This is a genomic window from Novipirellula caenicola (assembly GCF_039545035.1).
GTDB lineage: Bacteria > Planctomycetota > Planctomycetia > Pirellulales > Pirellulaceae > Novipirellula > Novipirellula caenicola.
This window is the reverse complement of record NZ_BAABRO010000008.1, coordinates 40141-56060: the sequence shown is the minus strand read 5'-3', so window position 1 is coordinate 56060 and position 15920 is coordinate 40141. Positions and strand designations below refer to the sequence as shown.

The window sequence follows — 15920 nt, the reverse complement described above, 5'->3', positions numbered from 1 at the left end:
TGCCCCCCATACTCGGATGCGACCAAATGCTCACTCCGAGGCCATCACGCATGAGATCCTGCGTCCATTTCTTTTCGAACATTGCCGTTCACGCGGCATTCATTTGTTGTGCGGCTCTCTTCCTTTCGTTAAATCCGTGCCGAGCGGATTACACACTCTACACACTTCCCGGCAGCGATCTGTCGATCATGCTCGAGGGCAGTGTGACTTACAATCCCGGCGGAACCGCCACGCACCGACATCCGCGCGGATCGCTTTACTTTAACGCCAAAGACATCCAGGTCCTGAAACTGCCCACGACCGAAGCCGTGTTTGCCAAGAAGCTGCGTGAGGCGACGCAAAGCAAGGATGTCGACACGATGCTCGAAACCGCCAAATGGGCGCTGCACAATGGATTGCTTGACGAGTGCAAAACGCTGCTCAGTGCCGCTTGGAAATTGGACTCTAGCCACGCGAAAATCCGCAAACTCGCGGGATTGATGTACTATCTGAATCGTCCGGTCACCAACAACTCGACGATCGAAGCCAGTGCTCGCGAATTGGTCGGCGGCAAATCGATGCAGCTGTCCCGCAGCAAGCACTTTTTCTTGTTGCATGATGGCGACAACGAGAAGGATCCTCGTACGCGAAAAACGCGTCCGGAAATGCGATTGGAACTGCTCGAAAAGGTTTACGAATCGTATTTCCTGACGTTTGCTTTTGAGGGTTTGTTCCTGCGTCCACCGACCGACCCGTTGGCCGTTGTGCTGTTTAGCCAACATGCCGATTTCATGCAGATGGAAAAACGGCTGGGAATGGGATTGCGACAAGTCGCAGGGTTCTATCTGCCCAAAGAAAACATTTCGATCTTTTACGATTCCGGCACCACCCCCATGTTTCAACAGCTGCAAAAGTTGAACGAAATGTTTGATGGAATGGAAAAAGACATCCGCCGAAATCGAGTGCAGGGCGGCGGCGAGCTGATCCGGTTCGCCAACACAATCGAACTGCTCATTGACATCGAGCGGGAAAGCGAAGACATCAGCGTCGTATCGCACGAAGCGGTCCATCAATTGGCAGGCAATACCGATCTGTTCCCCAGCGATGGCGTGTTTGTGCGTTGGGTTCACGAAGGGCTGGCGTCGTTTTTCGAGTCTTCCAAGATGGCACGCTGGAGCGGTGTGGGGGTCGTCGACCGAGACCGTATTGGATACTACCGTGTTCTCGAGGGCGATCCCATTCGCGGTGGCATTGAGTTCATTGTCTCTGATCTCGGTTTTACCATCGAAGGCATGCTGGGCAATCAATTGCCGGCCTATGGCCAAGCTTGGGCGCTGACCCATTTCTTGTTTCACGAACGATTTGATCAGCTGATCAAATTCTATCGCGAGATCCAGAGTATCGACATCGAGGTTACGGACGGCGAATCGCTCAAAGCAAAAGCCGAGAAGTTGGTCAGCACGTTTGACGAGTGCTTCGGCGATCGCACCACGCTTGAACTGGAATGGCGGCGATACATGCGGTCGCTGCGAACCGACATGGAACGATTGGCCGAGGAAATTCGATGAGCGGAACATCATCCGCGACAACCAAACGCACGCGGCCCATTGCGATTGCGATATGCATGATGTCTTGGGTAGCCGGGTTAGGGGACGCGAACGCTCGCAGTGCGTTCGCTCAAGACGCAGTGTACCGACCGGTGGTGGGCGAAAGCTATCTGTACGGAATCGAAGTTCGTGTGGTGGACGTGTCCGGCAGCCGCGGCCCCAAATCGGTCTTGAACCAACGCTGTCGTCTGCAGTTCGATGTGACTCAATCGGACGCTGCCGGCTGGACGGCGACCTACTACAGCGTTCCCTTCTACGGATCGAAACCCTGGAGCAGATCGTCGCTACAGGACTTGATCGAATCAAAACGCTCGCGACTAGCTCGATCGCCCGAGGAAGACATCGCCGTGCCCCCCGGCTTGCCTCCACACGCCACAGAAATGCACAAGCGGATGCGACTGCGTAGTCGTCTTGCCGATCAAGACTTCATCACCAAAGTCGATCACTATCCGGGACTGTTTCAATTCTGCGAAGGCCAAATCTCGGTTTCGCCCCAGGGCGAAATCACCCAAATCGCAGGGCCAGGAAACATGCCGCTGCTGCTTGGACAGATCGCCAAGGTGCCGCTGATGCGACTTCCTCCGGCTGGTAGCGCCGAGCCTTCGTTCAGTTACAAGGACACGTTTGAGTTCAAAGCGAACTTTGGCAATGACGATGTTCGCACGACCGAGGCATCCGTGTTGTCAGTCATCACTCCGCGAAAAGCTAGCGGCGAGGGACTTGTCGCGTTTGACCGCGAGTTCGAGCAAGCCGGAGGCACCACGGCGGGAATCAAAATCCTGCTCTCGGGAAGCGGGTTTGGCGAATTTTCGACCGAGCTGTCGATGCCCTATCGCGGTAACAGCGATTTCAAGTTCGAAGGAGCTCCGTATTTTGATGCCCCCGGTCCGTTTTCGGTCCGCGTTGGTTATCACTACCTAGGCGAATGGCGGCAAGCGTTTTTTGACAATGGATTCCTACCCACCGACGAAGCTTTGTCTGCCGAGGTGTTACCTCGACTCGAATCGCAACATCAATTGGCGATGCAGCGGCAATTGGTCGGCCGAAAGCCGGAACTCGACGCCGAAACCAAACAGCGAGCCGACGTGTCCGCTCCGCCGCCGCACGATTCGCTGCTTCAGCAAACGCTCAGCAAAGTCCTGGCTCGCTTTGCCGAGAAAGAAAAATCAGAGGATGCCAAAGAGGCCAAACAGGCTCGCGAGGTCACCTTGGCCCTAAAGAGTCTCTCGACTCGCTGGGACACGCTGCGTCATCTGGCAACCCTGATGCCAAGAACCTGGAGCGATGCGAGCGGCAGTTTTAAGGTCGACGCCGTGCTGGTCAGTCACGCCGATGACCGAGTCACGCTGCGACGCAAGGACAACGGGCAAACGATCAGGATCCCGCTGAATCGACTGAGCGAAACCGACATCGACTTCGCCACCACCTTCGGCAAACCCGCCGAATGACAGCCCCACCGAACACACGTTCGCCCCCAAAATCGCACACGGCATCCGCCGCCTTTTTGGGGCCTTTAACGACGAAACGCCACGGCAACCTTTGGAGGCTACCATGGCGTTTTCGCTTCGCTGTGAATCGTGATGCAGTGCTTCTCAGCCGGCTACCGAGCGTCGGCTCGATTAGGCGCTTTTGGTCGTCGGCATCTGGAACAACTTGCGTGATCCGCTCACCACGGTCTCGTCGATCGTGTAGACGCTGCCCGCCTCTTGGCCTGGCAGATCGTACATGATGTCCAACATCACCTCTTCGAGAATGCCTCGAAGCCCGCGAGCTCCGACACCTTTCTCGAGGGCACGCTGAGCGACCATGCGAAGTGCACCGTCAGTGAACTTCAAGTCGCAATTTTCCATTTGGAACAGTGCTTGATACTGTTTCACCAACGCGTTCTTGGGCTCCTTCATCACTCGCACAAGACCGTCTTCGTCGAGCGGCTGCAAGTAGCTGACCACTGGCAATCGTCCGATCAGCTCGGGAATCAAACCGAACTGCAAAATGTCTTCGGTTTGCACGTTGGCGAGCAATTCCGAATCGGTTTGCTCGTTACGATGTCCCGCACCTCCACCGAACCCGAGGGTGCGATGTCCCATGCGTTTGCGGATGATGTCTTCGATCCCGACAAACGTTCCACCCACGATGAACAAGATGTTACTTGTGTCCAATTGGATGTACTGCTGCTCGGGATGCTTGCGTCCGCCTTGCGGTGGAACGTTTGCCACGGTGCCTTCGAGCATCTTCAAGAGGCTTTGCTGAACCCCTTCGCCCGAAACGTCACGTGTGATCGAAACATTCGCACTGGTCTTACCGATCTTGTCAACTTCGTCGATGTACAGAATCCCACGCTGGGCGGCTTCGACGTCGAAATCGGCGGCGTGCAGCAGTTTCAGCAGCAGGTTCTCAACATCTTCGCCCACGTAACCGGCTTCGGTCAGAGTGGTCGCATCGCCGATAGCGAAGGGCACATTCAACATGCGGGCGAGCGAACGAGCAAGCAACGTTTTTCCGCTACCGGTCGGTCCGGCCAACAGAATGTTGCTCTTTTCGATTTCGACGTCCGAGTTGCCTTCCCATTCGCTGTTGAGGCGTTTGTAGTGATTGTGCACTGCCACGGCGAGAACGCGTTTGGCAGCACTTTGACCAATCACGTATTGGTCGAGGTGTTCGACAATGTCCTTGGGGGCGGGGATGTCGCTAAACAGTGACTTGCTTGGCCCACGTCGACGCTGTTCTTGATCCAGAATCGACTGGCACAGCTCGATGCACTCGCCACAGATGTAAACGTCACCTGGGCCTTCGACGAGCGGTCCCACATCCCGGTAGCTCTTGCGACAGAAAGAACAGAACGCGTTCTTTTTGTTGGTTGAACTTCCACGACGCGAAGTAGGGGTTTCTTTCGAGGTCATACACGGCTCCTGGTTGTGTTGTTGGTCTAATGTGGGCTGAAAGGAACGACTAACGCGCGTTTCATGAGCCTGTGCTCTGCGCTCGCCGTAGATCACACCCACGTGAGATCAACAACGCGTCAAACGGTTAGGGCCACGGGCTCGAATGCTTTTGGTGACGTCTTCGCCGACCAGAATGTTGCAGGCCGCAACGTAGTTCTACGTAACGAAGAGCAATGTGGTCGAAAAAAACAGACACCCTCAGGCCATCCGTTTCCTCGAAAGACTCGAGCCGATTGTGGTTTGATTCTAATTAAACGAAATATATAGTTTTCCGATTGAACGCCCGCATGGATATGGAAGGGTCATTCGTTCGAAAAGGTTGTCCCAAATTCAAGACTAGACTACCGAGCCAATTCGACAAGCTTTACCCACAAGTAGGTTGCGGCTTCGCGAATGCCCCAGCGGGAACGGTCCGGTTCGAGATTGTTAACAAAATCGACAACCATCACTCGGTTGCTTCACTTGCCAACGGGAAAGGAGTCTCGATCGGATTGTTCAGATCACTCAGGCGTTCGTCCCTTTGTCGTCCGGAGACGATGAAGGGTCGTTTTGCATTCGGTCTGCTAGTTGACGTTGGGTTGTCGCTTGTATAGTTCGGTATTCTTCTTCGCTAATCTCACCCCGGAGATGCATTTCTTTCAAATTTGCTAGCGTCTCGTAAACTGGTTCCCCGTCGTTGGCGTTGTAGTCCCGATAGCTTGACACAAGATAAAATCCTGCGGCAATCAGGATGCACAAGACCAGAACGGAAAGCCCAGCTTGTACGGTCGTGTTGAAAAAAAAATCAGGCATAACCGGTAGCTCCCTAGCCCTGTGTCTCGTTGGCAATTCGTGACTGAGTGTTTTGGAGGAGTCTCAGTCAGAGGGATGCGGCCAGTGGCTTGGCTTGGGGACAACCGAATAATAGGAGTGTCCACCACCGATGGTCCAGCAATTTTCGCAATAAGCCCCCTGTTTTTCTAGTTTCACACAAAATCGACCAATGTTCCACGGGCGAGGAGCGGAAAGTGGGAAGGGAGGGGAAGGAAGTGGGGAGGGGAAAGTGAGGAGTGAGGAGTGGGGAGTGGGGAGTGGGGAGTCTGGTGACTGGCAAGAAGGCTTGATGGGATTGTGTGTTGCCGATCGACGGGGGACACTTCTGGGCGTCATGCTCGATTTGGACCAAAATGACGTCTATTTCACCGCTTTCTCGCTCGCAATCGGCGATTTGCGAGTCGCTCGGCGGTTCCCAACGTCAAACTTCCCCTTAAAAACACGCTATTTCAACATGGAACACTCTTTTCTTGCCTATCTTCGCGGTCGCTGCCGCTCGCTGCCCCAAGTCGCGGTGGGAATCGGTGACGACGCCGCAGTCATTCAGCCTCCTCAAGCCAACCTGATCGCCTGTACCGACCAGATCATCGACGGCGTCGACTTTGATTCGAGTGAACACGGCTACGCCGACGCGGGTTACAAGGCGATGGCGATCAATTTGAGCGACATTGCGGCGATGGGAGCGGTACCCAAGTCGGCATTGGTGACTTTGGCATTACCGAAACCGAATGCGACGCGAATCGCCGGCGACGTGTACGAAGGGATTTTGCAAGCCGCTTCAGAATTCCAGGTCGCGATCGCGGGGGGTGACATTTCGACCTACAACGGTCCACTGAGTGTCAGTATCACGCTGCTTGGCGATGTCCCCGCCGGAGACCCGTGGCTGCGAAGCGGTGCCCAGGAGAATGATGCGGTGCTGGTGACCGGTTTTGTCGGCGGCAGCATCTTGGGGCGACACTTACGCCCCACCCCCCGTGTGGATCTCGCCAATCGACTACGAGAATTGGTCGACGTGCACGCGGCGATCGACATCAGCGACGGCTTGTCGCTGGACCTCGATCGTCTGTGTGCCGCCAGCGGCGTGGGGGTCGAATTGAACATTCCGGCGATTCCGATCCACGACGACGCGATCATGTTGGCCGAAAAAAGTGGCCGCACGCCGTTTGAACACGCCTGGAGCGACGGCGAAGATTTTGAGCTGATCATGACCATGAGCCAAGCGGATGCCGACAAGGTGTTGGCGATGGACCACGAGTGCGAGATCACTCAAATCGGCACGATCCTGGGTCGAACCGGATTGTGGAAACGCGAGGCCGCGAAACTCGTGCGACTCTCACCGCAAGGTTATGTACACTAGGAAGGAGCCCGCGGGGCCCAGTCGTACAGGGCCGGTCGTTGCGGCGAACCTCGGCTTCGCCGTGACGTTCCCATCCCACGTCAGCCCATCCCACGTCAGCCCATCCCACGTCAGCCCATCCCACGTCAGCCCATCCCACGTCAGCCCGCCCCGCTTCAGCCCGCCCCGCTTCAGCCCGCCCTGCCGCTGGCCACCTGCCTCTGCCCGCCTTCCTACCTCGCCCTCTCGGTCGCTTGCCATGAATGTTTCGCTCGGTCGCCTCGTTGGACTTTTCCTCGGAATCGCCTGCCTCGTGTTCGCGCCACCGGCGAGTGATGCGAACGAAGCGACGGCGAAGCCGCCTCGCAAGTTCAACGTCCTGTTCATCATCTCGGACGACCTCACCTCCACCGCGTTGTCTTGCTACGGCAACACGGTTTGCCAGACGCCGAACATTGACGCGTTGGCCGCCCGCGGGACTCGCTTCACGCGAGCGTATTGCCAAGGCACTTATTGCGGGCCTTCGCGAGCGTCGTTCATGTCGGGCTATTACCCTCATGCCACCGGAGTGCTGGGGTACAAGAATCCTCGCCCGCAAATTGGCGACCGTGCGATGTGGTCCGAGTATTTCAAGGACCAAGGTTACTACTCGGCGCGTGTCAGCAAGATCTTTCACATGGGCGTCCCTGGAGGAATCGAAAAAGGGGGAAACGAAGCCGATGACGAACGCTGTTGGACCGAACGATTCAATAGTCCCGGCCCTGAATGGAAGGCCGCAGGTGACGGTGAAACACTCGAGCGAAACCCCGACGGCAAGAAACCCGTGGTCGGCGGCAATACGTTTGTGGTGGTCGAAGCCGATGGCGACGACGACGTCCACAGCGACGGCAAAACAGCTGCCAAAGCGGTCGAGTTGATCAAACACCACAGCGACGAACCGTTTTGGTTGGGCGTTGGTTTTGTCCGGCCTCATGTCCCGTTTGTCTCGCCGCGTCCTTATTACGAACCTTTCAAGCCGTTCGACACAATGACGCTACCGGAAAAAGTCGAAGACGACTGGGACGACATTCCCAAAGCCGGCATCAACTACAAAACCAGCGAGAACATGCAGATGGACGTTCGTCGTCAAAAGAAAGCGGTCGGTGGTTACTACGCTTCGGTCGCGTTCATGGACGCTCAAGTCGGCAAGGTGCTGGATGCCCTTGATGCTTCGGGCCAGCGTGACAATACGATTGTGATCTTCACCAGCGATCATGGTTACCATCTTGGCGAACACGATTTTTGGGCTAAGGTCAGCCTGCGAGACGAGTCGGCTTCCGTGCCGCTGATCATCAGCGTCCCTGGCAAAAAGCCCGCGGTGTGCGACAGCCTTGTCGAGCTGATTGACCTGTATCCAACCACTGCGGCGCTTTGCGGGATGCCGGTTCCCGAGCGACTACAAGGCAAAGACATCTCGGCGATGTTGGACGATCCAAGTGTCACGGTTCGCGATGCTGCCTTCAGCGTCGCTCCAATGCGAAAAGGTTTTTTACTGCGAGAAAACGACTGGGCTTACATCCAGTACAACGAAGACGCGTCGGCAGGAATCGAGTTGTTTGACGTCCGCCGCGATCCACAGCAATACACCAATTTGGCGTCGGACGAAGCCTACGCCCCGGTCGTCCAAGCCTTCCAGCGCAAACTCGCCGCCCGGCTAGCCGAAGTCCGCGACAACGACTTGTAGTCGAACTTGCGACCAGCGCCGTCGACGTTGAAACGAGCAAGTGGCCTTCTAGCGGAAGTCGTCAACGGCTTGTTGTTTTAGTCGTACGATGGACTTCCTAGTCCGTCGAATCCACCATTGACGGACTAGGAAGTCCATCCTACACCCCTTGCCGCAGGAAACTTCATTAAATCGACAAGTCGTCAAGGCTTTCATTCGATTGACGAATGCCCCGCGAAGGTCTTAACGGCTTGTTGATTCAATCCAAATGCAAATCACAACGTTGAGCCGTGGGCCGTCAGGCACCGGGTCGTGCGTGGGACCCGGCCGCTCACGCGTCGCGGCTCACAAAATCAACAAGTCGTCAAGGCTTTCATTCGATTGGCGAATGCCCCCCGAAACTCTTGACGAGTTCCGCTACGGGATGATTTACAGCGTTGGCGAAATCAGCGGTACCCGTCGTCGGGGGCGTCGTTCCGCTTGGCAAAACTCCCAGACAATTCACACACAATGCTCCGCTCGGTGGCTATAATTGCTGGACAGTTTCGCCACTCATTCCCACCTTAGCCCCTCCCGGACGATGCTTTCGACCCCTCAATCCCGTTTATTTTTGCCGACTGCCGCTGCTTTATGTGTGGCATTTGCCCCTCTTTTTGCCACTGCGGACAACGCAGTCCTGGAGGTTCCCGACGCCGTCGCAACAACCGAAGCGGAGATGAAACCCTACGCCGAGCCAATCGAGCACACTGAATTGGCGATCGAAATGGTTCCGATCAAAGGGGGCACGTTCACGATGGGGACGCCCGAGAGCGAAGCGGATCGCAACGAGGACGAAGGTCCTCAGCGCGAAGTCACAGTTGATCCCTTCTGGATGGGCAAGTACGAGATCACGTGGGACCAATACGATGTCTGGAGCGAGCAGATGGACCAGCGACGTCGTCAAATGTTGTCGATCCCGGCAACGCCTCGAGATGAACTCGTCGATGGCATTTCCAAACCGACCGAACCCTACACCGACATGAGCTTTGGGATGGGCAAGGAACGCTATCCCGCGATCAGCATGACGCAGCACGCGGCACGAACGTTTTGCAAATGGTTGTCGGCAAAGACAGGCCGTTACTATCGTTTGCCCACCGAGGCCGAGTGGGAGTACGCCGCTCGTGCGGGAACGCAAACCGCCTACTCGTTCGGCGATGACCCCGACCAACTTGATGACTACGCGTGGTATTTCGACAACAGCGAAGATGCCTACCACGAGGTCGGTCAAAAGAAACCCAACCCATGGGGCCTGTACGACATGCACGGCAACGTTGCCGAATGGGTGCTCGATCAATACGTCGCCGACTTCTATTCGCAGAACCCCAAAATCAAAAACCCACTGGCGATCCCCAGCACGCTGTATCCACGCATCGTACGCGGTGGCGGTTGGGACGATGATCCCGACATGCTTCGCAGCGGTGTTCGCGAAGGATCCAGCGAAGAGTGGAAAGAGCAGGATCCGCAGTTGCCGCAAAGCATCTGGTATCTGACCGATGCACAGGGCGTGGGTTTCCGTGTGGTCCGGCCGTTGGTCGAGCCTACGGCGGATGAAAAAGCCAACAAATGGGACAAAACCGCCCCAGTACAATTAGATCCTGAAGAATAGTCATCCCCACTCACCCTCATTCCTCTCTCTCTCCCCCCTTCCTCCGGAACGCTGATATGAAATTAGAGAACAAGTCCCCCGGTTCATCCCGCCGCGAATTTCTAAAAAGCAGTAGCCAAGTGGCTGCCGCGACGACCTTGGTAGCTGCGTCGGCCCAGCACGTGCATGCCGCCGAAGACAATACGATCCGCGTCGCCTTGGTCGGCTGTGGAGGCCGTGGTACCGGTGCGGCGTTAAATGCGTTGTCGGTTGAAAACGGGCCGATTCAACTGGTGGCCCTTGCGGACGTCTTTGAAAAGAATCTACGCAGCACGCATACCTCGCTATCGAAGCACAAACGTGTCGGCAGCAAAGTCGATGTCCCCGAAGAACGTCAATTCATTGGCTTTGATGGCTACAAAAAGGCGATCGATTGCCTGCGTCCCGGCGACGTGGTGATCTTCGCGACGCCTCCTGGATTCCGCTGGGTGCATTACACCTACGCGATTGAAAAGGGGTTGAACGTGTTCATGGAAAAACCGGTCACGATCGACGCCCCCACCTCGGCGCGAATGTTAGAGATCAACAAAAAGGCGTTGGACAAAAACTTGAAGGTCGGCGTCGGATTGATGTGCCGTCACTGCAAAGTTCGCCAAGAGTTGTTTGATCGTATTCAGAATGGCGAAATCGGTGACGTGTCGCTGTTGCGAGCCTACCGGATGGCTGGTCCCACCGCATCGGCAGCGGTGCCGCCTAACACCACCGACCTAAGTGAACTGCAATACCAAATCAAAAACTTCCACGGTTTCCTGTGGCTCAGCGGTGGTGCGGTCAGCGATTTCTTGATCCACAACATCGACGAAGCTTGTTGGATGAAAAACGATTGGCCCGTTCGCGTCCATTCGGTCGGCGGCCGTCATTATCGCGGCGACATGATCGACCAGAACTTTGATTCCTACGGGATGGAATACACGTTTGCCGATGGCGCCAAGTTGTTGGTCGACGGACGCACGATTGCGGGCTGCAAACAAGAGTTCGCCAGTTACGCCCACGGCAGCAAGGGATTGGCCGTGATCTCGTCGGCATCGCACACGCCGGCGGAGAGCCGAATTTACGACGGGCACAACATGGACAAAGACAAATTGCTATGGGATTGGCCTGAGCGAGAAGAGAACCCGTACCAATTGGAATGGGACGATCTGATCGCGGCGATTCGCAACGACACGCCTTATAACGAAGTCGAGCGTGGCGTGATGGCCAGCGCAGTGACCTCGATGGGACGCATGGCGGCTCATACGGGTCAAGAGATCACACTGGAGCAGTTCATGAGCCACGATCACGAATTCGCCCCGAACATCGCCGACTTGACACTTGATTCGGAATCACCGCTGCAAGCCAACGCCGACGGCCGCTATAGCATCCCGATGCCAGGGTTGGTCAAGAAACGCGAGTACCTGTAGGAAGACCGGCAAGCAGTAGCATCTTCGGATGCGGTGGTTTGAGTTCGCCGTTTTTGCCAACGCGGTGAAGTCTTTTCTCGTCGCTACCTTCGCCAGAAGGTGGTGATTCGTGTTGGCCAGCAACCATCCACGCTCTGGCGAGCGTAGCTACGGAACGAAAAAGCCGTAATTTGCCGCCTCTGAATGCTTCACAGCGTTGCGTTTTTGCCAACGCTATGAAGCATTTTCTCGTAGCTACCTTCGCCAGAAGGTGGTGATTCGTATTGGCCGGCAACCATCCACCCTCTGGCGAGCGTAGCTACGGAACGCAAATGCCGTAATTTGCCGTCTCTGAATACTTCACAGCGTTGCGTTCTTGCCAACGCGGTGAAGTATTTTCCCTATAGAAATGGGCTAATTTTGCGTAGTGAAAGTCGTGCGTGACTTTCGTTTGTTTGACGTAGCCCCAACGAAACTCTTGGCGAGTTTCGCTACGTGATCTTTTTCTACGTGATCTTTTTCGACGTGATGGGTCGTTACGTGCGAGCGAGAGACCCGGCCGCTTACGCGTCGCGGCTCAGCAGGTTCGCGGCGCACTTTTGGTTTACCTCGAGGGTTTGGTCATCATCAATTTGTAGTGCCCGGCGCCGAGCAAGTCGTCAACGCGAGTGCGAAGTTCCTCGGTGATCTCGACACGGTACTTTTCACTCTTTAGATGCACGACCTCGCCTTCGTTTAGCTCCAAACTAAACATCATCTCTTGCTTGCCCGGATAGCCTCGCAAGATCTCACGGAGCCGCGCCATCGTCTCGGGCGTATGAGTTGCTTCGTCGAGTCGCAACCGCATGCCATGCGTATACCGCTGGCCGAGGCCTTCGAGTGGAATCAGTTCGTCGACGATCAAGTTGGCTTCGTCTCCACCGCCGCGGCGATCGACTTTCCCTTTCGCCAGCACCACGGCATCGGGGACGACGTGGTGCCCGATATCGGCAAAACCTTTGGGCCACACGATACAGCGGATTGCGCCTTGCATGTCTTCGAGGTCAAAGTTGGCGTACTTTGACGGAGCCCCTGGCTTGGGATTCTTGGTATGGGCAATTTTGATCGAACTGATCATCCCGCCAAGCGTGACTTCGCCTCGATCTTTGATATCACCTAGTTTATCGGTCGTGTGCGTTCGGAAGGTGGCCAGTTTGGGCTCGAACTCGGCCAACGGATGACTATCGCGATAGTAACCGAGGACTTCCTTTTCGTAGATCAACTTTTCGCGTTCGGGCCACTCTTCCATTTCGGGAAGCGGCGCCGCAGCCTTCACGTCTTCTTCCTCCTCTTCGTCATCAAAGGCACCAAACAAACTGGCTTGACCACTCTTTTTATCCGCTTGGATCGCGGCTCCGGATTGCAACGCGCGTTCGATCACCGCAACCAATTGGCTTCGTTTGGCGCCAAAGCAATCCATCGCGCCGGCCTTGATCAACGTTTCGATCGCGGACTTGTTACAAGCCGATTGGTCAACGCGTTCACAGAAGTCATAGATATCTTTATAGGGCCCATTCTTTTTGCGTTCTTCGGCCACCGAAATTGCGGTTGCTCCGCCACAGCCCTTGATCGCCGAAAGCGCGAAAAAGATTTTGCCATCGGCAACGGAGAAGTCCGAATCGCTTAGGTTCACATCGGGGTTAACGACCTCGATGTTCATCCGTTCGCAATCCTCGATGTGCTCGATCAACGCATCCTTGCGTTTAAAGTTTCGTCCCGCGATATCACTCGACAACAACGCGGCCATGAACTCGACCGGGTAATGGGCTTTCAAGTAGGCGGTTTGGAACGCGATCAATGCGTACGCCGTACTGTGCGATTTGTTAAAACCGTAACCCGCAAACTTGACGATCAGATTCCAAATGTCTTCAGCGTCTTTTTCGGCCAGTCCATTTTCGACACATCCGACGATGAACACATCATGGTTCTGATTGATCAACGCCTCTTTCTTCTTACTGATCGCCTTAATACAGGTGTAAGCTTTGGAGAGAGGCACATTCCCCAAGCGGTTTAGAATCCGCATCACTTGTTCTTGATAGACCATGATCGAGTTGGTCTCTTCAAGAATTTCTTTGAGCACCGGGTGCTTGTACTCGGGCTCTTGACGACCGTGTTTGATGTTCACGTAATCGTCAACCATCCCGCCTTCGAGCGGTCCCGGTCGATACAGCGCGGCGGTTGCGATGATGTCGCTGAATTGGTCAGGCTTCATCCGCGTCAACAGGTCGCGAATCCCGCCGGACTCGAGCTGGAAAACGCCCTTGGTCTCACCACGCTGCAGCAATGCGTACGAGGCTTTGTCATCCAGGGGAAACTTAAGCGGATCGACGACCTTGCCCGTGGTCTGTTCGATCAGCTTGACCGTGCGGCTCATGATCGTCAGGTTGCGAAGCCCGAGGAAGTCCATCTTCAGCAGCCCCGACGCTTCGACGTCGTTCATGGACCACTGCGTGATCACGTCCTGTTTCCCCGGCACGCGGGTCAGCGGCACGTATTCGGGAAGCGGTTTGTCGGCGATCACCACCGCGGCGGCATGCGTTCCGACGTTCCGCGCCAAACCTTCGATCTTCATCGCCAGGTCCAACATTTCACGAACCTCGGGATCACCGTCGTAGGTCATTTTCAAGTCGGCACTCTTTTCAAGTGCTTTCTTGATCGTGATCTTCAGTTCGTCGGGCACCATTTCGGTGATCTGGTTGACACGGCCCAGCGGCATCCCCAGGGCGCGGCCGGTGTCTTTGATTGCCGCGCGCGCCGCCAACGTTCCGAAGGTACCAATTTGGCAAACCATCTCGCTGCCATACCGCCGCTTCACATAATCGATGACTTCGGTTCGACGTTCTTTTTCAAAGTCGATATCGATATCCGGCGGCTCGGTACGACTTTCGTCCAAGAACCGTTCAAACAGCAAGTCGTAGCGCAGCGGACAGACGTGCGACATGTAGAGTGCGTAACACACGATCGCCCCCACACCGCTACCACGAGCGGTCGCAGCGATCCCTTGGTCACGAGCATAGTTGACGAAGTCCCATACGATCAAAAAGTAAGTCGGGAAACCGAGTTTCTCGATCACCCCGAGCTCACGGTCCAAACGTGCCATCACTTCGTCGGACAGCTTGCCATCGACGATTCGCTCGGGGTCGCCTTCGTAGCGATTGAGCAACCCTTCGATGCACAGCTCGCGAAGGTAGTCGATCGGCGCCATATCATTGGGGCACTCGAAGTTCGGGAAGAAGTGCTTCCCAAATTCGATTTCGATATCGACCGTATTGGCAATCTCTTGGCTGCGCGCGACCGCGTCCTCGAGCCCCGGAAATTTTTCATACATCTGCTCGGGGCTACGCAGGAAGAACTGATCGTTCTCCATCTTGAACCGCGACGTGTCGGTTCGAAAACGCCCCGTGTTGATACACAACATGATGTCTTGGGCTTCGGAATCCTCTTGATCGACGTAGTGACAATCGCTTGTCGCGACCAACGGTAATCCCATCCGATTAGCGATATCGACGGCGCCTTCCAATTGCATTTTTTGGATCTGCACGTCGTTGTTCATGATCTCGATGAAGTAGCGATCACCGAAGACGTTGTGGAACCAACCCGCGATATCGCGTGCTTCCTTTTCATGCTCGGCGGTATCCACCCCCTTCATCACGGCGCGGCTGAATTCACTGCTGACACAGCCCGACAAACAGATCAGCCCCTCGCTGTACTTTTCCAGAATCTCTTTGTCGATTCGCGGTTTGAAGTAGAAGCCTTCGAGCGAGGCGGCCGAGGCCAGTTTGACAAGGTTTCCGAAACCGACCCGGTTTTTTGCCAACAGCGTCAAGTGATAGCTGGCGTCCTTGCTGCTGCTAGCGCCCCCTTTATCGAAGCGACTGCCCGGCGCGATATAAGCTTCGTAACCGATAATCGGATTGATACCGGCCCCTTTTGCCTTGCGATAGAATTCCAACGCACCGTGCAAGTTTCCGTGATCGGTCAGCGCCATCGCGTTCATGCCATGGCTGACACAGCGATCAACGAGCCGGCCGATATCGCCGGCTCCGTCGAGCAGACTGTAATGACTGTGGCAATGCAGATGGACGAACGGCTTGGGTTGCGGCGAAGCAGCTTCGCTCAAATCGGTGATGATTGATGCGTTCATAGTGGGGGGCTCCATTTCCTTTGTGCCAGGGCAAGACTCGGCTCTAGGTTAGCCTAGCAATCCCGTCTTCTTCGGTCATCGACTTGACAACGGAATTTTCTCACTCAAAACGCTCGATCTGTAAATTTCCGCCGTTTTTCAGCTGTTGTCATTTTCGGCGAGATGATCCTGCACGCTTTCCTCCCCCCGTATTTTTCGGCACCCGGGCCCGATGCCTCACTGCCACACGAACCGGGGGGCATGCTACGATGATTGAAACACCGATTCGCGTGAACATTCGCTCCGGAATCGATGT

General features: G+C 55.6%; 8 protein-coding genes. 6 read left to right on the top strand and 2 right to left on the bottom strand.

The window, feature by feature from the left end:
• The first annotated feature begins 50 nt into the window (after positions 1-50).
• Both ABEA92_RS16405 and ABEA92_RS16400 read left to right on the top strand, forming a co-directional pair.
• Positions 51-1547, top strand: a complete 1497-nt coding sequence (locus ABEA92_RS16405; RefSeq protein WP_345684928.1) for a DUF1570 domain-containing protein — start codon at positions 51-53, stop codon at positions 1545-1547.
• Positions 1544-3034 carry an SHD1 domain-containing protein gene (locus tag ABEA92_RS16400; protein ID WP_345684927.1) on the top strand — a complete coding sequence of 497 codons (1491 nt, stop codon included), beginning with the start codon at positions 1544-1546 and terminating at the stop codon, positions 3032-3034. Before ABEA92_RS16405 ends, ABEA92_RS16400 begins: the two co-directional genes overlap by 4 nt.
• A gap of 171 nt (positions 3035-3205) precedes the next feature.
• Here ABEA92_RS16400 and clpX read toward each other — a convergent pair whose 3' ends face one another.
• Positions 3206-4486, bottom strand: coding sequence for an ATP-dependent Clp protease ATP-binding subunit ClpX (clpX, locus tag ABEA92_RS16395; RefSeq protein WP_345684926.1), 1281 nt, complete (start codon positions 4484-4486; stop codon positions 3206-3208).
• Positions 4487-5795: 1309 nt separating this feature from the next.
• Here clpX and ABEA92_RS16390 point away from each other — a divergent pair.
• The 4 genes from ABEA92_RS16390 (at position 5796) to ABEA92_RS16375 (ending at position 11463) form a co-directional block, all read left to right on the top strand.
• Positions 5796-6698, top strand: a complete 903-nt coding sequence (locus ABEA92_RS16390) for a thiamine-phosphate kinase (RefSeq protein ID WP_345685101.1) — start codon at positions 5796-5798, stop codon at positions 6696-6698.
• Positions 6699-6936: 238 nt separating this feature from the next.
• The gene (locus ABEA92_RS16385; protein ID WP_345684925.1) at positions 6937-8400 is read left to right on the top strand and encodes a sulfatase; all 1464 of its coding nucleotides are present in this window, start codon (positions 6937-6939) and stop codon (positions 8398-8400) included.
• Between the two features lie 559 nt (positions 8401-8959).
• Positions 8960-10024 carry a formylglycine-generating enzyme family protein gene (locus tag ABEA92_RS16380; RefSeq protein WP_345684924.1) on the top strand — a complete coding sequence of 355 codons (1065 nt, stop codon included), beginning with the start codon at positions 8960-8962 and terminating at the stop codon, positions 10022-10024.
• 56 nt (positions 10025-10080) lie between these two features.
• The gene (locus ABEA92_RS16375) at positions 10081-11463 is read left to right on the top strand and encodes a Gfo/Idh/MocA family protein (protein ID WP_345684923.1); all 1383 of its coding nucleotides are present in this window, start codon (positions 10081-10083) and stop codon (positions 11461-11463) included.
• A gap of 583 nt (positions 11464-12046) precedes the next feature.
• On the opposite strand, the gene dnaE is transcribed toward ABEA92_RS16375, so the two are convergent.
• Positions 12047-15625 (bottom strand): DNA polymerase III subunit alpha, encoded by a 3579-nt coding sequence (dnaE, locus tag ABEA92_RS16370; RefSeq protein WP_345684922.1) that lies wholly within the window; start codon positions 15623-15625, stop codon positions 12047-12049.
• Positions 15626-15920 lie beyond the last annotated feature (295 nt).